Source organism: Streptomyces sp. SS7, assembly GCF_037993025.1.
Lineage (GTDB): Bacteria > Actinomycetota > Actinomycetes > Streptomycetales > Streptomycetaceae > Streptomyces.
This window is the reverse complement of the sequence record NZ_CP141223.1, coordinates 3499776-3521403: the sequence shown is the minus strand read 5'-3', so window position 1 is coordinate 3521403 and position 21628 is coordinate 3499776. Positions and strand designations below refer to the sequence as shown.

General features: G+C 65.4%; 18 protein-coding genes and 1 pseudogene. 13 read left to right on the top strand and 6 right to left on the bottom strand.

Going from position 1 to position 21628, the window contains the following annotated elements; translation table 11 throughout:
* Position 1 precedes the first annotated feature (1 nt).
* Complete coding sequence (locus U5640_RS15975) at positions 2 to 535, bottom strand: carboxymuconolactone decarboxylase family protein (RefSeq protein WP_340376465.1); 534 nt, start codon at positions 533 to 535, stop codon at positions 2 to 4.
* A gap of 187 nt (positions 536 to 722) precedes the next feature.
* On the opposite strand from U5640_RS15975, the gene U5640_RS15970 reads away from it, so the two are divergent.
* From U5640_RS15970 to U5640_RS15960, 3 genes are all read left to right on the top strand, one after another.
* Positions 723 to 1634 (top strand): MarR family transcriptional regulator, encoded by a 912-nt coding sequence (locus tag U5640_RS15970; protein ID WP_340376464.1) that lies wholly within the window; start codon positions 723 to 725, stop codon positions 1632 to 1634.
* 139 nt (positions 1635 to 1773) lie between these two features.
* Entirely contained in the window at positions 1774 to 2160 is a 387-nt protein-coding gene (locus tag U5640_RS15965) for a roadblock/LC7 domain-containing protein (protein ID WP_067248484.1), read from the top strand.
* A gap of 4 nt (positions 2161 to 2164) precedes the next feature.
* Positions 2165 to 2593, top strand: a complete 429-nt coding sequence (locus U5640_RS15960; protein WP_067248480.1) for a hypothetical protein — start codon at positions 2165 to 2167, stop codon at positions 2591 to 2593.
* 45 nt (positions 2594 to 2638) lie between these two features.
* Here U5640_RS15960 and U5640_RS15955 read toward each other — a convergent pair whose 3' ends face one another.
* Together U5640_RS15955 and U5640_RS15950 are read right to left on the bottom strand one after the other, a co-directional pair.
* Complete coding sequence (locus U5640_RS15955; RefSeq protein WP_340376463.1) at positions 2639 to 4975, bottom strand: FtsX-like permease family protein; 2337 nt, start codon at positions 4973 to 4975, stop codon at positions 2639 to 2641.
* Positions 4972 to 5526 (bottom strand): annotated as a pseudogene (locus U5640_RS15950) (ABC transporter ATP-binding protein); the annotation flags it as partial. The pseudogene U5640_RS15950 and the gene U5640_RS15955, both read right to left, overlap by 4 nt.
* Before the next feature lie 71 nt (positions 5527 to 5597).
* On the opposite strand from U5640_RS15950, the gene U5640_RS15945 reads away from it, so the two are divergent.
* The 7 genes from U5640_RS15945 to U5640_RS15915 all read left to right on the top strand — a co-directional run bounded on the left by U5640_RS15945 (position 5598) and on the right by U5640_RS15915 (position 14720).
* Positions 5598 to 7199: a recombinase family protein gene (locus U5640_RS15945; RefSeq protein ID WP_340376462.1), complete on the top strand. Its 1602-nt coding sequence runs from the start codon at positions 5598 to 5600 to the stop codon at positions 7197 to 7199.
* A 1302-nt stretch (positions 7200 to 8501) separates the two neighbouring features.
* Entirely contained in the window at positions 8502 to 8969 is a 468-nt protein-coding gene (locus tag U5640_RS15940) for a hypothetical protein (protein WP_340376461.1), read from the top strand.
* 906 nt (positions 8970 to 9875) lie between these two features.
* Positions 9876 to 10634, top strand: coding sequence for a hypothetical protein (locus U5640_RS15935; RefSeq protein ID WP_340376460.1), 759 nt, complete (start codon positions 9876 to 9878; stop codon positions 10632 to 10634).
* Positions 10635 to 11199: 565 nt separating this feature from the next.
* Positions 11200 to 11703 carry a DNA cytosine methyltransferase gene (locus U5640_RS15930; protein WP_340376459.1) on the top strand — a complete coding sequence of 168 codons (504 nt, stop codon included), beginning with the start codon at positions 11200 to 11202 and terminating at the stop codon, positions 11701 to 11703.
* A 1389-nt stretch (positions 11704 to 13092) separates the two neighbouring features.
* The gene (locus U5640_RS15925; RefSeq protein ID WP_340376458.1) at positions 13093 to 13455 is read left to right on the top strand and encodes a hypothetical protein; all 363 of its coding nucleotides are present in this window, start codon (positions 13093 to 13095) and stop codon (positions 13453 to 13455) included.
* Positions 13456 to 13523: 68 nt separating this feature from the next.
* Positions 13524 to 13826: a hypothetical protein gene (locus tag U5640_RS15920; RefSeq protein WP_340376457.1), complete on the top strand. Its 303-nt coding sequence runs from the start codon at positions 13524 to 13526 to the stop codon at positions 13824 to 13826.
* A gap of 9 nt (positions 13827 to 13835) precedes the next feature.
* Positions 13836 to 14720: a bifunctional DNA primase/polymerase gene (locus U5640_RS15915; protein WP_340376456.1), complete on the top strand. Its 885-nt coding sequence runs from the start codon at positions 13836 to 13838 to the stop codon at positions 14718 to 14720.
* Positions 14721 to 14971: 251 nt separating this feature from the next.
* Here U5640_RS15915 and U5640_RS15910 read toward each other — a convergent pair whose 3' ends face one another.
* From U5640_RS15910 to U5640_RS15900, 3 genes are all read right to left on the bottom strand, one after another.
* Positions 14972 to 15160 (bottom strand): hypothetical protein, encoded by a 189-nt coding sequence (locus U5640_RS15910; protein WP_340376455.1) that lies wholly within the window; start codon positions 15158 to 15160, stop codon positions 14972 to 14974.
* 276 nt (positions 15161 to 15436) lie between these two features.
* Positions 15437 to 15919, bottom strand: a complete 483-nt coding sequence (locus tag U5640_RS15905; RefSeq protein ID WP_340376454.1) for a hypothetical protein — start codon at positions 15917 to 15919, stop codon at positions 15437 to 15439.
* A 74-nt stretch (positions 15920 to 15993) separates the two neighbouring features.
* Positions 15994 to 17109 carry a hypothetical protein gene (locus U5640_RS15900; protein WP_340376453.1) on the bottom strand — a complete coding sequence of 372 codons (1116 nt, stop codon included), beginning with the start codon at positions 17107 to 17109 and terminating at the stop codon, positions 15994 to 15996.
* A 125-nt stretch (positions 17110 to 17234) separates the two neighbouring features.
* Between U5640_RS15900 and U5640_RS15895 the strand changes: the two genes are divergently transcribed.
* The 3 genes from U5640_RS15895 to U5640_RS15885 all read left to right on the top strand — a co-directional run bounded on the left by U5640_RS15895 (position 17235) and on the right by U5640_RS15885 (position 21062).
* Positions 17235 to 17477 carry a hypothetical protein gene (locus tag U5640_RS15895; protein WP_340376452.1) on the top strand — a complete coding sequence of 81 codons (243 nt, stop codon included), beginning with the start codon at positions 17235 to 17237 and terminating at the stop codon, positions 17475 to 17477.
* A gap of 1382 nt (positions 17478 to 18859) precedes the next feature.
* A complete protein-coding gene (locus tag U5640_RS15890) occupies positions 18860 to 19516 on the top strand; it encodes a LuxR C-terminal-related transcriptional regulator (protein ID WP_340376451.1) in 657 nt (218 codons plus the stop codon).
* Between the two features lie 235 nt (positions 19517 to 19751).
* Entirely contained in the window at positions 19752 to 21062 is a 1311-nt protein-coding gene (locus U5640_RS15885; RefSeq protein WP_340376450.1) for an AAA family ATPase, read from the top strand.
* The last annotated feature ends 566 nt before the right edge of the window (positions 21063 to 21628 follow it).

Below are 21628 nucleotides of genomic sequence, written 5' to 3'. Positions count from 1 at the left end.
GCTACTCGCCCAGGACGGCCTCCGCCTCCAGCGTCACCCCCACCGCGTGGACGACCGCCGCGATCCTGAACGCCTCCTGGACCACCTCACGTCCGACCCCCGCCGCGCGCAGCGCCCGCTCGTGCGCGTCGAGACAGAGCCCGCACGCGTTGATCGCGGACACGGCGGACTTCCACAGCTCGTGGTCCACCCGGGGAACCCCGGGATCGCCGAGCACGTTCGTCCGCAGCCCGGCGCGCAGCCGGCCGTACCCGGGGTCGGACAGCAGATGGCGGGTGCGGTGGAAGACGTTCGTCATCGCCATCTCGGCGGCCGCCGACCTCGCGGCGGTGTACGCCTGCGGCGAGAGGTTCGCCCGGGCGAGCGGCCCCAGCGCGCGCAGCACGACCGGTGAGCGGACCGCGATCGCGGTCGCGAGGAGCGTGCCCCAGAGCTGCTGCTCCGACAGGTCCGTACCGTCGACGACCGAGTCCACATTGCGCCGCAGGTCCTCGGCGTAGTCCGGCAGCGCGGACTTCAACGCGTCCAGCGACATGTCTCCCACTTTCCTCCGAGTCCGGTCAAATGAACGCCGAACAAGAATATTTAGATCATCCGACAAGACAACTTCCGTCAGGTCGGGGCAGGTAGCAAATCCCCCACGGGGGCGGGCGCCCGGGCTGATAGACATTCCCCCCTCAGCGGTACGCGTCAGGCGTATGTGCGACAGGCCAAGGGGAGTGATGTCGGGCTACGAGCTGCTGGCACGCGACCTGGCCGCGTGCGTGCGCGACGGTTTCACGGGCGAGCTGTGGGTGGCGGGTTCACCCGGCGGCATCTTCCATCTGCACGGCGGACTGATCGCCGCGATCGAGTCGCCCGGCGCGCCCGGCGCGGAGGCGCTGCTGCTGCGCTCCGGGCGGATCGCCGGTGAGGAGTGGGCCGCGCTGGTGCGTGAGTCCGGGGGCGCCCGCTGGCCCGCCGCCGGGCTGATCGCCCACGGCTACGCGGGCGCCGCCCAGCTCCGGGTGGTCTGCGCGATGGCCCTCCAGGACGCCGCGTTCGCGGTCGTCGCGGGCAGCGTCGACGGCTGCGAACGCGGTCCGGCGACCGGGCCGCCGCCCGCCCCGGTCGCCATCGGCGAGGCCCCCACCCGGCTGCTCCAGGAGGCGGCCCGCAAGCTCTCGGCGCTGCTCGCGATGCCGTATCCGGTACGTCCCGAGCGGGAGCGTCCGGTGCCCGGTGCCCTCTCCTGCGACGCCGACCGCCTCGGCCCCCTCCAGCGTGAGCTGCTCGCCCACGCCGACGGCCGCCGCACCGCCCGCGACCTCGCCTTCCGCACCGGGCGCGGGGTCTACACCGTCACCGTGGCGGTGGCCCGGATGCTGGCGGAGGGGCTGCTGGAGTGCGGGGAGACACCCCGGCCGATCCCGGTGCGGCTGCCGCCCGGCGGCCAGGGTGTACGGCCCCGGGAACCCGCCCCCGACCCGCCGTACGAGGCGCCCCCCGAGCCGGCCGTCCTGCCCCGCCGACGCCCGGGCGCCAGCGGCATCAACGAGGCCCTCGCCCCGGAACCCGACGACCCCGAGGACCACCCCGGCGGAGGAACCGGCTGGAAGGAATTCTTCCGGCTCCGCAATCCGACGGCGAAATAGCGGCCCGCCTTTCGACAAACCGACAACCCGACAGACCCCACGCCGAACCCCCACGCCAGAACCGACGCCGAAACCCGACGCCGAAACCCCGACGGAAAACCGACGGTCATATGCGATCAGAATCAGGGGAGTTGCCCTCATGGACCATAAAGCCCTCGCACAGGAGATGCGCGGTCTGCGCGAGCAGGTGACCGGAATCACCGACACCGCCCTCGCCGCGGCCGACGGGCTGCTCATCGCCGCCGACACGGCCGACTCGATCGACCCGGAGGGCCTCGCCGCCCTCGCCGCGGCCGGCCTCGGCCTCGCCCGCCGTACCTCCGAGGCGACCGCCCGCGGTGCCCTGCACCGCACGGTGACCTACGGCAGCCATGGCTGCGCCGCGTTCTACGCCGTCGGCGACACCGCGCTGATGGTCGTACTCGGGGACGAGGGGATGGATGTGGAGCGCCTGCACCGGGCCACCCAGCCGACGCTGCGCCGCATCGATCTGATCCTCACCGAGAAAACCGCCGAAGGAGTCTGAAGGGATGGCGACGAAGCGTATGACCCCCGGTTTCTCCGATCAGGTGATGGGCCTGGTCAAGTCACTCCGTACCGATGCCCCCGACTGCGTCGCGTCCGGCGTCGTCGACATGTCCACCGGCATGCTGCTCTCGTACGAGACGGTCGACAACCATCCGCCCGAGGTCCTCGACCTGCTGGCGGGCGCCACGCTCGACCTGTTCCAGGGCCGCACGGTCGTCATGATCGAGGACGTCTTCAAGGAGCGGCGCGGCATCCAGAGCGACAACCACTTCTTCCAGGAGATCCTCGTCAACAGCGACAACCTCACCCACCTGTTCGTGCGGATGACCGAGCAGCAGGACGTCGTCGCGGTGGTCGTCTGCCGCAAGTCCGTCAACGTGGGCATGCTGTTCGCGCAGGTGCGCAGGGTGGTGCGGGAGTACCAGCTCTGAACGCCCGAAGGGCCCCTCGACGGTGCGTCCGAGGGGCCCTCCCGCTCACTCCGTGCGCAGGCCGTCCGGCCGCATCAGCCGGATCAGCGGCGGCAGGCTCAGCAGCGTCACCAGCACCACGACCGCCGCTCCGCAGCCGGTCATCGCCAGCACGCTCGGCCAGTCCACGCTGATCGTGTTGTCCGTCATCCGCAGCAGGACCGCGCCCAGCGTGAGTCCCACCCCCAGGGCCAGCAGCAGGCCCAGCGCGATCGGGATCGCCGTCTGCCACAGCACCGACAGCCCCAGGGTGCGCCGCCGGGTGCCGAACGCGACCAGGGACGACAGCAGCTTGCGGCGGTCGCGCAGCTGCTCCAGCTGCGACACCAGCAGGCTCGCCCCGATGAGCAGCAGGACACAGGCCGAGCCGATCATCAGACCGTTGCGGATGGAGGTGTACTTCCGGTCCTGCTTGGTGGCCGACCAGGTCATGATCGAAGCCAGCGGGTCCACGTGGAAGGTGGTGTTGCGGACGTACTCGCTCGCGTCGGGCACGGACTCGTCGACCGAGAGGTACACCGCACCGCTGACCGTCTTCTCCAGCGCCTTCGGCAGCGCGCCCGTCGTCAGCGCGAAGCCACCGCGCCGCAGGTTGCGGGGGTCCTCGATCGAGGGAACCTCCCGGATTCCCGCGGGGACGGTCCAGACGCTCTCGGGGCTGTTCCTGCCCCATCCCTCGATGTAGAGCTTCGTGCCGGGCTTGTTCAGCTTCGCGGAGTCGGTGTCGTACTCGGCTCCGTTCAGGAGGAACATGTCGCCGTCCTTGCAGGAGGGCAGCTTCGCCACCTCGCGCAGCGCGTCACAGTCGCCCACGGTCAGCTCCGAGCTGATCTCCGGGCCGTTCTCGCTGTTCCAGGAGGAGTTGCCGAAGTAGCCCTCCCACAGCGCGGTGACCTTCGTGACGCCCTTGGTGTCGGCGAACTTTCGGGCGGTGTCCGCCAGCGGGACGCCCTCCGGCACGCTCACCTGCAACTGCGCCCGGCGCAGATCCTGTCCGGTGGACTCGGTGTAGTCGGCGTCGACCCCGGCGAACAGCATCTGCAGGGCGATGGCCCCGGCCACCGCCACCGCGATGCCGTTCACCATCCGCGCCGCCGTACCGCTGCTCAACTGAAGCCGTCGTACGGCCAGTTGCCAGGCCACTCCACCGGAGCCGAGCCGGGCGACGACCGTCTCCACGAGCCACGGCAGCAGAGCCGTGACCCCGACCAGGAGCAGCAGCACCCCGCCGATCACCAGGTACTGGTTGAAGGCCCCGCTGTCGCGGCCCTGGCCGATCATCGGGTAGAGCATCGCGAGACCGCCCACGGGCAGCAGCAGCCGCCACCACAGGCGGCGCCGGGTGGGCCTGGCGGTGCGGACCACGCCGAGCGGTTCGATGACCACCCCGCGCAGGGCGAACAGCGTGACCAGGACGGCGGCGGCGGGGACCGCCAGCGCGACCAGCGCCGCCAGCAGGGGCGAGGGGTCGAGATAGCTGGGCCAGGCGCTCATGCCCAGCACCTCGACCGAGCCCGCCACCTGGCGGCCGACCAGGAAGAAGCCGGTGCCGGCGGCCAGGCCGAGCAGGGCGCCGGCCATCGCCTCGCCGGCCGCGACGCGCCGGGTCATCCAGCCGTCGGAACCGATCAGCCGGAGGGCCGCGAGCCTGCGGTCGCGCCGCTCGCCGCCGAACCGCACGGCCGCGGCGATGAACACGGCGACCGGCATCAGCAGCACCACGATCATGACGAGGATCAGCAGCACCAGCACCGGGTCCGTGTCCTCGTGCGTCGGCTTCGGATTCCCGAACGACGTCAGCCGGGTCGCCCCGTTGCCGTCGAGATACGCGGCCAGCCCGGAGCCGCCCGCGTAGTAGGCGAGTTCCTGCGAGCCGATCAGCCCGCTCTCGCCGATCGTCCCCACGATCCGGTACGGCAGCCGCTCCCGCAGCAGCGCCGAACCACCGGAGGCGAGCAGCCTCTTCAGCGCCGGCGAGACCACCATCTCGCCCCTGGCCGGGTAGGCGTCCACCCCGGGCGGCCGCGGGGCGTCGGGCCCCTCCGGCTCCACCACCCGGCCTCGGACGTCCTTGTCGCGGAACGTGGTGTCGGTCTCGACGAGCAGCAGGGTGTCGTCGGCCTTGCGCGGCACCTCCGCGGAGAACGAGTAGTCCAGCCGGGCCTCCTCGCGCGCGTGCCGCGCCGCGAGCGCGTTGGGGATCGCGGTCGTCAGCAGCAGCACCGCCACCCCGAGCCCCACGCCGACCGCGGTCAGCACGGCGCGGATCCAGCCCTCCCGGCCCCCGGTGAAGGCGAACCGCACCCCCAGACCCAGATCGCGGCCCCACTGCCTCGCGTTCATACGACCCGCTCCATGTCCCGCGACTTCCCGTCCCGTACGACGATCTCGCGGTCGGAGTAGGCGGCCACCCGTGCCTCGTGCGTCACCAGCACCACGGCCGCGTTGGCCGACCGGGCCGCCTCGGTGAGCAGCTCCATCACCCGCTCGCCGTTGAGGGAGTCCAGGGCGCCGGTCGGCTCGTCGGCGAAGATCAGCCGCGGGCTCGTGACGAGCGAGCGCGCGACCGCGACCCGCTGTCCCTGCCCGCCGGACACCTCACCGGGCCGCTTCCGGGCCAGGTCGTCGACCTCCAGCCGTTCCATCCACCCGAGGGCGGTGCGCTCGGCCTGCTTGCGGGAGGTGCCGTTCAGCCGCAGCGGCAGGGCCACGTTCTCCACACAGGTCAGTTCCGGCACCAGCTGGCCGAACTGGAACACGAACCCGAACTCCGTGCGCCGCAGCAGACTGCGCCGGGCGTCGTTCATCGTCGCGAGCTCCTGGCCGTCGTACCGGATCGAGCCGGAGTCGGGCGTGACGATGCCGGCGAGGCAGTGCAGCAGCGTCGACTTCCCCACTCCGGGTTTGTGCACCTCGATTCATCCTCCCCCTTGCCCAGGGGCGTAGCAGGAGGTACACAGGCATAATGTCTCAGACGGTACTCATTCGGACAGACCAACCCACATCGGTACAGGCAGTAACGCTCGACCGACTCAACGTGAGCTATGGGCGCGTCAGTCTCGATGAGCTGAAACTAGGCAAAGGCGTAAGGAGCCAGCACCAGGAAAACCACGATTTCGGCGAGGAAATCAACCTGCCGATTGCCCGCGATTATGAGGACGTCGGCATTAGCGCGTTCGCGCGGAAGCGTGAGCGCCCCGGATACCAGCAACTACTAGAAGACATCCGCGCCGGACTAATCGCCATCGTGATTGTCTGGCATGCCGACCGCCTCACGCGCGATACGGTCGAGGCGCAAGAGTTCATCGATCTGTGCCTAGCCCATAACGTGAGCCTCTACAGCGTTCAGCGCGGAGGCGTCTACAACTTCCGCCGCGCTGCCGGAGTGGGCGACTTTAAGCGTGACATCGTCAAGGCGGAAGAGGAGTCGGCACACAAGGGGGAGCGTGTCTCTCTCGCACACAAGCGCCGTGCCCTGAACGGGGAATGGGGCGGAGGAGTCCGCCCGTACGGCTGGGGTAAGGACACAGGAAAGATCCGCTCTAAGTGCATCAACGCTAAGGCGGATATCGAAGATCGAATCTACGTAGACGTCCCTGTGCTGAACATGAAAGAGCACAGGGAAGGAGAGGCAAAGGAAATCCGCCTTTGGGCAGATGACTTGTTGGCCGGAGTACCCATGAATCAGGTACTCCGCGACCTCGCCGCGCGTAAGGTGCCGACACCCTCAGAGATTCTGGGACGGCAAGTAATCGTCAAGGGGCGGAACGTGCTTACGTATCAGTGGGCACGGGAAACCATCGTGGGCATCCTGACTAGCCCTCGCGTATCGGGTCACGCCGTTTGGCGGGGCAACGTCGTTGCGCACAACGCGTTTAAGCCCATCATTCCGGAAGACAAGCGACAGGCGCTGATCACATTGTTTGAGGACCCCTCGCGCCGGACGTCCCCCGGCAACACTCCGAAATGGTTGGGCACAAAGATTTACAGGTGTGGTCAGTGCCCCGATGGCCTCATGAGGCAGCGTCTCAAGAGGCAGGCGGATAAGGCGCCCCTGTACCTGTGCGACTCCTGCAACAAAGGCAGGCAGGTTGCAACGCTCCTTGATGAGTACATATCCGCCGTTGTGGTCGAGCGCCTGTCACGGCCGGACGTCATCGATCTAGTGGCTCCGGCAGACAACGGCGTCGACCTAGAGGAACTGCGCGACGAACAGGCGCAGTTGCAGCAACGGAAAACCGGCCTCGCCCTCGCCTTTGCCGGAGGCTCAATCGACCTCGCGCAGCTAGAGGCAGGAACGGCGCAGATTGACGCGCGCCTGCGCGAGGTCACGCGCACACTCTCAGAGTCGGTTATCTCCTCGCCGCTCACCCCGTTTGCCGTCAACCACTCCAACGCGCAGGCGGTTTGGGATGGCCTTTCGCTGGGGCGTAAGCGCGAGATAGTCAGGCTCCTGATAGAGGTCACTGTCTATCAGGCGCCTACGCGTCCGCCTGGGCGCAAGATAGCCGGAGCGCCCCCGGAAGAGATTGACCCCAAGACAATCCGAATCAGACCAATTCAGTAAACCTGAAAGGCCCTTGCCCGTGGTGGAGGCAAGGGCCTTTTGCATGCCCGGAAACGGAGGATCCATGGCGGCAAGGCGCAACGTGGACGATTGGTCATTCTCGCATCATGCGCTAAGTCGAGCCGTAGACATGGCACTTGACCCTAAGGAGCTGCGCGAGGCAATCGAGGCGGACACTCGCCCCCTGCCGTCGCTCCACTATCCGGGGTGTCACCTCATCCATACAGAGCGAATCGTGTTGTGCGTCAACCTCTCAGAGCGTCGCGTGATCACTGTCATATGGAACACCTTTGACGGAGCGCGAAACGTTCGGTTCGACAGGGACGATATCGAGCGTTGCCGGGACAGGGCCTAGCTCGACGCGCGAGGGTTCCGCCCTCCGCAACCGGCGTGACCGCACCCCCCGCAGAATCCCCCCGTATTGCATTCGCAGGGACACGCCCCGCTATGCCTGATCATTCGTTTAGTCGCCTCCGCCTGTCCCTCGCCTGTCTCTATGCCCTCTGCCGCCATGGCTGCCCCTCCGGTCACGGACCCTGCGGGGGCAGCGTAGCGCCCTAGCTCGACCGCATGCGCCCCTCTGGGCGCCCCGCAGGCGACCCCTGGGCGCTTCCCTCGCCTGGGCGCTCCTGGGCGTCCTCCGGGGCAAGGAACACGCCCCACGTGGCAGCGTGACGGAACTGCCCTACGCGCCTTACGAGTCGGTCACTCACAACGCGCGCTTCAAGGCGCTTTCCCCATTTCTGGGCGAGGTCATACAGCGGACCCTCACGCGTGGCTTTCTCGGCAGCCTCATGGGCGCCTTTTCCGTCGTAGGTCTCTAGCGGGTGTGTCGTGTCCATCGGGCGCACCTCTATCCCTTGTCTTTCCCTTCCCATCCTCCGGCGCCCTGCGGCGCCTCGCCACTCGACGCGAGGAGTACCGATGATCTGTAAACCCTGCGCCCAGGAATCTGACGGCAAGCTGCCCCCGACCCAATGCGCCACGTGTGGCCGGACAGTCGCTTTCGCGCGTCCGGGCAGCACGCTCCTAAGCCATCACAGGAAAGCGCCCAGGAGCGAGGCGCGTTGGGCGCCATGGTGCGCCGGTAGGGCGGCAGCTCCTCGCGGACATGCCGCATGTCGAGGCTGCGACTGCCAGCACAGGGGCGCAGTCCGGTGACCGCCTGCCGGCGCGTCGAGGGGCACCTATGGAATTCCGCCGTACGCGCACCCTCGCGCGTCATGGCTAATGACTGGTGTGTTTGTTGTGGGGAAGCGCGCCCCCTGTCACCCGTAGGACGTCGAGAGAAAGGAATGAACCATGGGCAACCGCAACAAGGAAAGGGGGACCAAAGCTGAAACAGCCGTTGTCAATTGGTTGCGGGGAAGCTGCGGGTTTGTGGAGGCGAGGCGAAACGCCCTGGGCGGCAGGTTTGACCCTGGGGACGTCGAGCCGATACCTGCCGCAGTTCCCCCGGTAATTATCAGCGTCAAGGATGGGGCAGAGGGCGCCTATTGCCCGAACTGCCGCCGCAAGCCTGAACTAGGCATGCATACCGCGTTGTTCCGGAAGTGGTGGTTCGACCTCGCGGAAACCGTCGAGCGCCGTAGTCCCCTCGCGCTGCCGCTCCTGGTCCACAAGCGCGCAGGCGCAGCCTCGCCGGAGCGCTGGAAATGGTACGTCGACTCTGCGCACATGGGCCGTTATCGCATGGGTCCCATTGGCATTACCGGCGCACAGGCGCGATACCTCATGCAACGTCACATAGCTAGATGGGCGGAAGAATGAAACAACGCAAGCAAACGCGACCGCGGCAGCGGAGGCAGGACCAGGACCAGGCCCAGCCGGATACGCCTGGGGAACTCATGACCCCTCTAGAGGTCGCGCAGTATTTCGGGGTGCGCCTCCGGCGTGTCCGCAACTGGGAGCGCCGCCGCTACCTGACACCTGTTGTCCGCAGGGGTGAGCGGGTCTATATGACCATCGAGGTAGAGCATTTGGCGGCAATGTATGGCAGATAAGTACCGCTGCCCTGTTTGCCTTAAGGACATTGCCCCTACTGCCGCGAGGCGCTTTCGGAAGCACACCAAAGAGAACGGCGCAGAGTGCGACATGAGCGGGATATTCATTCCGGCGCATGTCCTCGCCGCAGGGCCGGCGGACTCCTCTGACGCGCCTGTGTTGGGCCGTGACTACGCGGAGTGCCCCGCCTGCGGCAGGACCCCCCGACTCACCCCAGAGGGCGCGTACGCCCATCACAGGATCGTTCCCAACGGATCCGAGCAATGCCCCATGTCCGGTAAGCCTTTCGAGCCTGCCGGCGAGGCGGAAGAGGTCGAGGAGTGCCAGACACCCCAATCCCAGGAGTCGACGCATACGCGCGAGGAGTCGAAAGAGCCATGCGACGAACCTACAGAGGAAACGAAATCCCTTCCGGCTGCCCGCACCCCGGACAGCATGACGACCGATGCGCCCCCGACTCCTGCGGCTGCCCCGGAGGCGAGGACGTCACTACCTACGGCAGCGCCTCGCCGGATATCTACTGTCCCTTTGCCTCCGATGGAAAGTGTTACGGAGGCTGCCCAGACAACCGGCAGCGCGCCTGTGTCGACGGGACAGATTGAGTTCCGGCAGCCTGCCCCGCCGTTCGAGCAACCCGACCGATTGGCGCGCGTCCTCGCGGAGGCGCAGCCCATGACGGACCTAGGAAGAGAGATTGCCGCCCGTATCAAAGAAACGTTCTATGCGTATTCGAGTCGACTCGACCGCAACCAACAGGCGCAGATGGGTCCTAGCGAAATCGGCACGCCATGTGAGCGCCGTATTGCAATGTCCCTACTGCGGATACCCCCTACAAACCCTGGGGGCGATGGCTGGGCAAGTTTCGTCGGCACGTGTGTGCATGATGGTCTTGCCCGTATGTTTGTGTGGGCGGGATCCAATACGGGACGTTACGCGGTAGAGGTACCGCTGAAATTCCCCAGCGCCTATGTCCCCAAAGGTACGGGCGATTTGCTCGACCGCACCCTGTGCCTTTTCGCTGATCACAAACTGATGGGCCGTTGGAGTCTCGACAAACTCACGACGAAAGGGCCTAGCCCTACCTATCGCGTTCAGGTTCATACCTACGCCTACGGCGCGAGGCTCAAAGGCGAAAAGGTGGATCACGTCGCAATCATCGGTTGGCCTCGCGAGGCTGGGACGCTCGATGACCTCTACGTGTGGTCAGAACCGTATGACCCCACGGTAGCGATGGGCGCGCTTAAGCGCGTCGAGCGGATAGCGGCAGAGGTGAAGCGACTTAGCGAACCAATGCACCCCGATGGGCAATGGTCGGCAGGTCGACCCATGGAAGTTGCGCGGGAATTCCCCATCGCGGATGACTGCCGCTTCTGTCCCTTCCATGCCCCAGGCGATAGCGAGGGCGAAAGGGGATGCAATGGCAAGCGATAGGCAGGAGTGCGGTTGGCGCCTGGGCTTGTGTACCGGTTGCGAGTTGTGCTCTTACCGGCACGATTTCGGGACGCTCAACCTACGGCGCGTGCCTGTCGAGGCTGCGCGCCCTCTGCCGCCCGGAGCGGAGGCGTACGCACCTGCCCAGGCGTCCCGTTGGCAGTGCTTCCGATTCCGCATATCTGACGCCCTGTCGCGTGCGAGGCGGAGCGTTGGTTTCTGGATAGCCGGCGAGTCGCCGGATGACTGGGAGGTGTAATGGCGAAAGCCCAGCAGCAAAAGAAGAAACACAGAGGCGAACGCAACGACGAACGGAAGAGCGGCAAGGCATGGAAGCTGCGGAAGTGCTGCGGTAAGCGGCACGCTCCGGGCTATCACGCCCCTGCGGGCAAGCTGCCCCCTCTAGCGGGGGGAAAGTGATTACGTGGCTAATCATCACGCTCCGGGCGCTCCTGCATGAGGTAGCGCCGTGGCGCCACTCCTGGGCGGAAACGTCGACTCCTGCCAACCGGGGTCCTCTGAGTTGGACGTGCCGCACCTGTGGGGCAGTTGAACGGGAACTGCCATGATCCTAAGCCTGTGCTCCGGAGTGGGCGCCCTTGACTACGCCGTAGAGAAACTGACAGGGCAGCGCGTCACCCTGTATGCGGAAAGTTACTACTGGCCTGCCCTGGTCATGAGGCGTAGATATCCCAACGCTCGCAACCTGGGCGACATTTCAACCGTCGATTGGGCGGCAGTCGCCTCCGAGCATCCCGAAATATCAATCATCGTCGCGGGTTTCCCCTGTAAGGACATAAGCAACGCAGGACCCCGGACAGGAATAAGGGGCAAGCGCTCCGCCGTATGGAGGTACGTTGCCTCAGCCATTCGCGAGATACGACCGGATTACGCATTCCTGGAAAACGTGGCGGCAATCCGGACGCGAGGGCTCGACGTCGTTGCAGCCGATTTGGCCGGCAGCGGGTATGACCTCAGGTGGACTAGCGTACGCGCGTCCGACATTGGGGCAGCTCATGCGCGCTACCGATGGTTCGGAATCGCTACTCCTGCCGACACCCCTAGCTAGCGACGGTTACCACGGTAGCCCTAACCAGCATGGGGCGAGGGGCGACTATGCCCTATCCGGGGCAGTGGTCAACCTGTTGCCGACTCCTACGGAACGCGACTGGAAAAGCGGCGCCTCGAATCAGCATGGCAGGAACGCGCGCCCCCTGGGCGAGGTGTCGAGACTCCTGCCGACTCCTACGGCAGCGGACTGCATACGGGGCGCGGATTATGCGCGTCTGTCGCGCGAGGAGTCCGGAGGCGATGACCTCATAACGACAATCGCGCGTCACTACAACGCGCAGGACTGGGGCGCCTACGCCCCAGCAATCGAGCGTTGGGAGCGCGTCACCAAACAGGCGGCGCCGCTGCCGACGGAAATAGGCCCTAGAGGCGGCAGGCGCCTTGCCGCGAGTTTTGCCGAATGGCTTATGGGCCTGCCTCCGCGTTGGGTAACCGGCGTGCGCGGACTCGACAGGACAGAGCAACTGCGCGCCATCGGTAATTCAGTTGTGCCGCTACAGGCGTATACCGCCTATCGGTACCTAATGAAAGAGATACAGAGTTGACTACACCTCCGCAGTTCAACCAACCGGGCAAGGCAGACAAGTTTGCCCCACGTGATCACCCCGAATGGATGGGGCACCTTTTTCTGGTCTATCCCGATGCTGTCTCGCCGCAGACGTTCAACCGGGCAGACGGCAGCCAAGAGACAACGGACGTCGTAACCGCAGACGTCATAATCATCGATCTGCCGGACCCTCAGACAGGGCAGCCGGTAAATCTGCAAGGGGCGCGCATCGGAGGTAAGGGCCTGGTCCCGCAGTTGCGCAAAATGGTTGGCTCGATGGTCCTGGGGCGCCTCGCGAAAATGCCATCCCAGGGGCAAAAGGATGGGGCGTACTATCTCGCGGATTTCACGCCCCAGGACGCTGCCGTAGCGACCGCCTACGTGTCCGCCAACCCTCGCACGGCACCATTCGCCCAGCCTGCCGCCCAGGCGCCGGCCGCTGCCCCTCCGGCAGCTCCTCCGCCTGCCGCCCAGGTTCCGCCCCAGTACGCCCCGCAGGCGCCTGCGTACGGCGCTCCTCCGCCTGCGCAACCGCCCCTGTACGGCACTCCTCCGGCTGCCCCAGAGGTGCCCTCGCCCCTCGCGGCATTCCTCGCCGGTAAGGGCGTGCCAACGGCAGGGATGAGCGCGGAACAGATGCGGCTGATAGCTGCGACCTATCCGGACGCTCCGCAGGGCTAACAAGCAATACGGGCCGGAGGCCACGCCCCAACGTGGCGAGGTGTGAAACGTCCGGAGGCGCGGAGCGCAGGGACCCGCGCACCTTTTCAGTTCACTAGGTAATGGAGTCACGCAATGGCAGTACGACGTAAGGCAGCGGCAATCGAGGAGTCCTCAGACATGGTCGAGGTAACCGCGGAACCGTTCGAGGACGACCCGAATTGGGACGGCAGCGTAGAGGAAATGCCGGAGGCGCAGGGCGACTCTGACGACGTCGTGAGCGTCCCTCGCAAGCGAGGGCGCGCACCTCTGACCCTTCCGGCTGCCGCCGCACGGTTCGAAAAGGCTAAGGCTGCCCTAGAGCGCCTGTCCGCGCTCGACGTCGAGGCGGAACGCGCCCGGATCACTGGGCAGATGGAACGCCTTACCGAACGCCTCGCAAAGCTCGACGGACACGAGTCGAGCGTCAAGGCGGCCGGCGAGGAGCTGTCAACGGCGGAGGCGGAATTTAACGCTGCCCTCGCCGCAGTCCAGAGCAAGTAACCCACTCGACGCACAGGGGCGCTGTCCGGCGGCAGCGCCCCTCTTGCGTCATGGCAATAGGAGACAGGATGGACAGGGCAGGTCTGAACGCACTTATTACGCAGGCGCTCGATGCGATGGATTGCGAGCGTTGCCACGCAGAGTTTTACGACCGTGTGGCGAGGGCGGTTGTCGAGTGCGCCTCTACGCACAACACAACGGCACTGAGCAACATGGTTCACGAACGCACGATAACGGCGGTCGAGGCTTTCGACAGGCTCACTGAGACTCTGCGCCCCCTCTACAGTGCCATTGGGCAAGAGGTGAGCGAAAAGGAGCTAAACACAATCCGGCGCTACATCGAGCGTCGCGCAGGCGCGAACGTCAACTAGGGGGCAATCGTGAGCCTTATTGCCTACGCCCTACAGGCGAGGGCGCGAGGCTTTCACGTGTTCCCAGTCGAGCCCAACGGCAAAACCCCTCATCGCCTCGCCCCTAATCAGCCGTTCACGCTGCGATGGGGCGAGGCGGCAACGGATAACGTAGGCAGGATCATTGACTATTGGACGCGATGGCCTCGCGCGAATATCGGATTGGCTTGTAAGCCATCAGGTCTACTCGTTGTCGATTGCGACTTTCCTAAGCGCCCGTTCCAAATGGCAGGTACTCAGTACGCGCGACTACATGACACGTTTGGGCCTGTTGTTGATGGGGTGGACGTCTACCGGTACGCCTGTGAGTCCGCCGGCGGCACCTGGGCGGAGGCGGAGGACACCTATCGAGTCACGACAGGGTCACTCGGCTGCCACTTCTATTACCGTTGGCCGGCTGGGGTCATCGCCTCGCAAGCGTCCATCGCTAAGGGCGTTGTCGATATCCGCGGCAACGCAGGTGACTGGGGCGGATACGTCCTCGCCGCAGGGAGTGAGACATCTAAGGGCGGTTACGTCGTCGAGCTAGACGCGCCCATACGGCAGGCTCCGGCATGGCTGGTCGAAATGGTCCGGGCGGACAGGCAGGTAGCCAAACCGGCGCCCTCGCTCTTTCGGCAGCCCGGTAAGGGCGGCAGCCTCGCCGGATTGGTCGGCACGGTCGAGGGCGCCCAAGAGGGCAACAGGAACAGTGCACTCCTCTGGGCTGCCCGTGCCGCCTGTGAGAACGGCATACCCCAGGAAGAGGCGCTAGAGGCCCTGGGCACGGCGTACGTAGCCGTTAGGGGTGATGGGGGGTACAGGCAGGCGGAGGCGACCATACGGAGCGCCTACCGGCTACAGGGCGGCAAGTAGGAGCTACCGGCTAGGGCAGCTCCTCAACAGGGCGCACGAACACGTAAGGGCGCTTGTCTGGGGGCACGTTGGCAAAGAGTTCTTCCAACTCCCCTGCCTTGCCGTCCGCCTTGCTCCGGTCGGTCGACCCTGGTCCTATCTCGGCTGGGAGGTAACCGCCCCACTCCGCACGCCGTTGCACCATGACCAAATAGAACACGTGCCCCCCAGGTTGTGAGGCGCCCAGGATAGCGGCGAGGGCGGAGCGCTCCTCACGCGTCCTGGTCCTCGCCGCTCCGGCGGATACGCGCCCTGCGGACGGCACGGTAGATCCTGTGCCACTTGACCGCCTCCGCTCCGGTCGAGTTGTCGGCACGGGCGAGGACCACGGACAGCAGAGCTGCCCAGTCCGCCTCTGTGAGCGCTACGCGGTACTCCGCGAGGTCACCGGCCCTGGTCATCGCTCGACCCTTCCCAACACGACAGGCGCCCCCCTGCCAACGTAGCAAGGGGGCGCCTGCGGTCGAGCTGCCGCTATCACTCCTGGGGACGCTCCGGAGCGTCCATGAACACATACCGTCCGTCGCGGATCCCGATGGGCGGCACTCCGGCCCTGTTCAGTCGGTCCGCCAACCCCTCTGCGGTCGCATCCCCGTTCAAATACGTCTGCGCGATGGACCATATGACGTCCCGCGCGGACAGCGTCCGCATGATCTCCTCAGGTGTCGGATCACTGGTCACTGCGTAGCTCCTGCCGTGAGGGGTACGGCCCGTGCCGTCCCGATTTCGATGGGGGCGGATGGGGGCGCGATGAGTCCGGGCACCTCCGCCCCTGTGTGCTGGTCCTCGCAGACCAGCCATGTTTCCTTGCCGCCCAGGTGCCGCCGCTTTTCCGACACGCGTACAGGCTCCTGGTCCTCGCTCCTGCGGATGAGGTGACCCCTCAGGACGTCCGCCATGGTTCCGGGCTGCCACTCGATCACCACTCCGTCAAGCTCCTGCGCGGTGAACGTCCGGCGCTTGCCGTCCTGGTCGAGGTGCCCCTTAACCGCGAGGCCGCGACCGGTGAGCGTGCCTCCGGCAGCGTGCATGCGAATGAGTTTGCGTGCCGCCATGGCGCGGAGCATGCGCGCATGTCCGCCAATCTCCCAACCGTGCGCGAATCGCGTTGCGCCCTCGATGGCGCGAACCATCGCCGGAGTGACCGTTATCTGTTCCATGCCCCTAGTCCTTTCGAGTAGGGGCGCCCCTATGAATCCACCACAGTCACAGGGGCGCCATAAATGCTTGACTGTCAGAATCCCCAGGCGGAAATCAAGGCGTCCGCCTCGCGCTTCCGGTACGGGTCAACGACCGTGGTCCGCGCGTAGGCAATGGCCTCTTCTGCGGACTGCGGGGCGCATTCCAGCATCATCACGTTGAGTTCCCCATCGCTCCACTCATCCGCGATGACGTCCCAACCGTTCGCGCGGTTGGCCTGCGCGTGCGCCTTGATTTCGTGCGCCCAGTAAGAGGCGAGAGAAACGCGCTTCCAAGAGTCGCGCGCCTTTTCGTTGGGTGCCATGGTGATCATGAAACTGATGTTCCGGTGAACACCTTCAAACTCTGCCTCCGTGGCGACCTCCGCAGCCTCGCCCCTGCGCAGGGCGTCAAGGCGCTGGGCGGCAGCCTCGCGCGCCTCGCTCGACCCCTGGGCGTCCGACACCTGCGCGTCAGTCCAGACGCACTCACCGGAGGAAAGCGCGGCGTCCGCAACGTCCTGCGCGGTCACCTCTACCTCTTCCGCGACCTCCGGCGCCTCCGAGATATCCGCGCGCTCCGGGGTCTGCCCAACCTTGTTCAGGCAGCGCTCACAGACACGCGCATCCTCCCAAGTCTCGACCTCCGCGAGGGTCACGAAACCATCCGCGCGGCGAGGCCAGTAGCGCCGGTTACATGCCGCGTTCCGCTCCGGAAACGCATGGAAGAACAGGGGGTTGCCGTCCGTGCCACACCAAATCTTGCCGTCCGCCTTGACGTCCTCGCCCTGGTCCTGGTCCTCGCCAGACTCGACCGCAGGGGCGACCTCCGGCAGCTCCTCGCGCTCCTGGTCCTGGGCGACCTCGCCGGACTCCTCCGCCTGCGGAGCGTCGACCTCCGGAGCCTCCGCCATTTCGGCAGCCCAGATGAGCGAGGACGCGCGAACGGTCGTCAACTCCTGTCCGGTGACGTCCTGAACGATGGCGATGACGTTGTGAGCCTTATTGGCGAGGCGGCAACGCTGCGAGTAGTTCGGGCGAGTCTTCCGGCTGCCCTTACCGCCGTACCAAAACGTCAGACCCTCGATGTCTGCGACCTTGACCTTTTCGAGTCGAGCCGTGCCCTCCGAGACCTCCGCGTAAGTGTTCTGCGTGTTGATTCGCTCGCTCATCTGCCTTGCTCCTCTTCCGTGTTGCCCTGCCTGGGACACCCAAGCTAGCGCAGTTTCCCGATGGGTGCAACGTTACACCCTCACTCAATTACGCCCGGAACTACGACCGTTACATAGGACTGCCCATGACCTACCCAAGACACGTAGAGGTGCGCGCCCTCACGCGATGGAACGGACAGCAGATAGAGGCACGTGAGTACGTGCCGCCCGAACTCTGGGCGGACCTAAGCGCGCAGGCGTTCATCAGGCGCCGGCTACGGGGCGCCCTCGCCCAGTCGATAGCGGACACGCTTTCTGTCGCGTTCATCGTCGACCACGAACACAACCCCTTTCCCGCCGGCGACCTCGCCCAGGACCAGGAGGAGTAATGGCCTATCAAGTCAAGTGCGACAGGTGCGGAGCAACGCGCGATATCGCGGAGCCAACGCGCGACCCCATGCCCATCACATTTCCTGCCCTGCCTGATGGCTGGTCCCGCCTACTCATGGGCCGTGACCGGTACGCGGAGGCGGACCATAAGGCGCAGCTCTGCCCCGATTGCTCGACCGTGGTCCGGCAATTCGTGACCGCCTCGCCTCGATGCTGCGGGGGGTGCAAGTGAAGGTTGCCCATGATGGCGAACACGTCGTGATCACCATTGGTAATGAGCTTTGCGTGTTGAGCGTTCGCGAGGCATTCGATGCAACTACGGAAATACTGCGCGCGATTGAGGGCGCACGTTCTTACGGCGCTTACCTGCGGGGCGAGATACCGGATCCCGACCCCAGGAGCAACCCATACCGGCAACGGCGCACCCCCAGGCGAAAGAGTCCCGATGGATGAGGCGCAGGAGTTCCACACGTACCCACATCAGGCAGTCGAGCGCATCCGCGCCATGGCAACCCAATTCGATAGCGAGGCGGAGCGTTGGCGTGACGTCAAGCGACAGGCGGAGGTGCGAGAAATATGGTTCATGAACAGGGCAAGCGCGCTACGCGAGGCCGCGGGCAAGGTCGAGCGGATAACGGAGGACTACAGGAAGCTAGGGAGCGAGTAAGGCGCTTCCTGCGCTGCCGACTCCTCCGCCGGCACGCGTACGACTGGGGCGAGGTGTTCAGCCGTGCCAACCGGACAGGGGAACTCTGGGGGCACTGCGCGAACTGCGGACGCAAGGGGGAGTTGTGAGCATTCACCCTGTCGTCATGGCAGAGCTGCGTAAGCGCCTCGCGGACCTAGAGCTAGCTGCCGCTCGACTCGACTACCGGATACCGGGCGAGGGTGTATCGAGGGCGGCAAGCAAGCGTTACGCGGACAGGCAGCGCGCGGACGAAATGGCGGAGTGCTACAGGCAGCTCCTCGCCTGGGCAGAGTCGAGAAATGCCTAAGCGGTATTACTGCCCAGGCTGCGGCCAGGTCGCCGGTTTCTCGCGCATCAAACACATAGCGCGTGTCCGCGGCGGACGTGTCGAGCCTCATTTCATGGTCTCGCGTCTGTTCGCCATCGCCCCAGGTATGGAACGCACCTACGGCGCTACGTGTCCCGGAGGGCCGATAGACAAGGAAAGGGACAGGGCGCCATGACGCTACGTCCCAGAGGTGACCTCCGCGAGGCGGAATGGGCCTACTGCGAGCACTGTAAGCGCGAGGTCGAGCTATTGCCGGTCGGTCGCCTCGCGCAGCACACCACACACAAAGGGCAGGGATATACGGAGGTGCCCTGTAGCGGGTCCCTCCGGCGTCCCTCGCCTCCGCCGGCTAGAGAGGAGACAGCATGACCAGGGGGCGCGGCCCTCAGCAATGGTGCGGCAAGGGTCTGCACAGTTTCGATGATCCGGAAAACGTCTACCTGTCACGCGAGGCCAACGGGCGCGTAAAGCGCGCCTGCCGCCCCTGTACGCGTGAGCGCTGCCGTAAGCCGTTCCGGCCCTATCTGAACTACCGTCCCACTCCGCAGCAACTCGCCATATTGCAGTGCCTCGCGGATGGGCTAACCGTCGAGGAGACAGCGGAACACATGCAATTCTCCGTTGCCAACATCGCCGGACACCTACAGAGCGTGCACAGGAAATACGGCGTCAAGAATCACGCCGCTGCCGTGGCGCAGGCGCTTAAGCGCGGACTCATCCGCCCGGACAAAGCAACGGCTAAGCGTCTGCCGTACCGGATCCCACGTAAGCACGTCGAGGCGCTGAGGGTCCTTATGCGTAGTGAGCGCATGGCGTACCGACCCTATGACAAGCGCCTGCCCGAATTGCTCGATGCCTGTATGTCATGGACAGAGGCGCACGCCGTTAGCGTCCTCTGGGCGGCAGGGCGACTGACGAATAAGGACGTGCCGCAGACACGCAATCAGTACCGGCGATGGAGTGAAAGGCGTAAGCCTAAGGAGGATGCCGCAACGTGGGTACAGAGTATGGGTGGTGCATAACCGATAACGGGAAGATTGAGGCGGTAGCCGATAGCGAGGAGTCCGCGCGTGACTGGGCTACGCGCTACCTCATGAATGCGCGCGACAGGACGCGCACCTATGAATGGACTAAGACTCACAAGCTCATGCAATGGCGACCATCGGGAACGTGGCGTTTTACCGGAATTGAAATCACCCCTGCGCCTATCGTCTAGTGACAGGGGCAGGGGCGAGAGTGACGCTAGAACCATCGGGCATGCCAGAGCTGCCCCAATCGGAGATTAACGTTCGCCTCGCCCTCGCGTGGCTCCTCAACCCCCAGGCAGCTCCTCTAGAGAGCTTTAACGATGACGTGCAACGGCTAGTAGCCGTTCTCTCGTCAAAGCTGCCGACACGCGACCTTGACGACAGGACGCAAGGGCTAGTAGAGGCGCACAAGCGCGAGGCTGCCGAGATAGACAAAGCAAAGGAGATAGCAAGCTATAACCGGGCGAGGCAGCGCGCGGAAACCATCGAGGAGGAGGAGCAACGGGGGCGCGTCGCGGAAATGGTTGACGCGCTACTCGGCGAGACTCTGACGTCTGACGCGCTCGACGGTATCGAGGAGCTGCGCCCTGTCGTTGACGGACTCCTGTACCGGGGCACCGTGGCGAGGGTCAACGGAAAACCCGGAGCGATGAAATCCTTTGTCGCGCTCGACCTCGCCGGACATGTCGGCAGCGGCATGCCATGGGCAGGGCGGGACGTCATACAGGGCGAGGTTATTTACCTAGTCGCGGAGGGCGCAGGCGGTATCCGGAAGCGCGTCAGAGCATGGGAACAGGAACACGGACGCAAGATGACAGGCGTTCGTTTCCTCCCCCGACCGGTACAGATAGCCGGCATCGAATGGCTTGTGTTGGAAGAGGCATGTAAGCGCCTCCGCCCCGCCCTGGTCATCGTCGACACTCAGGCACGCGCAACGGTAGGCGTCGAGGAGTCATCGAATGAGCGAATGTCTGTCGTGTTCGCTCGCATCGAACGCCTCGCACGTGAGGCGGACTCCTGCGCGCTCCTGGTCCACCACACGGGACACGTTGGCGAACATGGGCGCGGAGCCTCCGCAGTCCTGGGCGCAGTCCAAACAGAACTACTGGTCAAGAAAGAGGGGCGAGGCGCGGAGCGCGTCATATGCATAAAGATCGATAAGACAAAGGACGATGACGACAACGCGGAGATACGGCTACTGCCCCGCATCGTCGCAGTCAACGGAATGACTCGCCGGAGCGGCGCCCAGGAAACCTCTGTTGTCCTGGTCCCGGAGGCAGCGCACACGTTCGCCCAGCCTGGGCTAGACCCTGCCATCAGTGCCGCGGTCGCGTTGCTCGACAAACACAACGCTCCCATTGCCATCGGTCGCGACCGCATGCGCACATGGCTAGCCGATAGAGGCTTGACCATCGGGACGTCTGCCCTCGCCGCTGCCCTCGCACACAGGAAAAGACGCGAGGCGCTTAAACCGCGCGATAACGAGGATGAGCCCAGGAGCGATCAAATAGCCCTAGATGAGGGCGAGGAGATTGATTGAAAGTCTCAGCAATCACTAAGCGTGACAGAGAACCTGTCCGCGCCCAGGCGGACAGGTCGAAAAACACCTGTCCGCGCCCAGGCGGACAGTTTCAGTGTTTGCCCAGGTCAGACCTGTCCGGACAGGTTTATAAAACTGTCCGTCCTGCCTGTTCCCAACCTGTCCACTGTCCGCCCCCCTTTAGGGGCGGACAGGTAGGACAGGTGCCGGTCAGAAATCGCGGACAGTGAGCTAGGCAAAGATCAATGAATCAACACATGATCTCTACTCGCCCCAGGCTGGGCAGGTGTGTCAGATGTGGCGCCCTGGTCCTTACCGGACTGTCCGCAGGAGCCTGGGCAGGAGTCGACACCTCGCCCCTGTCGCCGGAGGAGCTGCGTGCGCTCCTGGTGGCCGGAGGCAGGCCCTATCGCATGGTCGAGCTAGCCGGACGCGCCCAGGAGCTACGCCCCGCCTCACTGGGCGATATCCGCTCCGGCGCCTCACTCCTGGGCGCTCACTCCTGCGGGGCACACCCCATGGACGCTCGCAGCGTCGAGGAGCTGCCCCAGGACCCCGCCCAACCC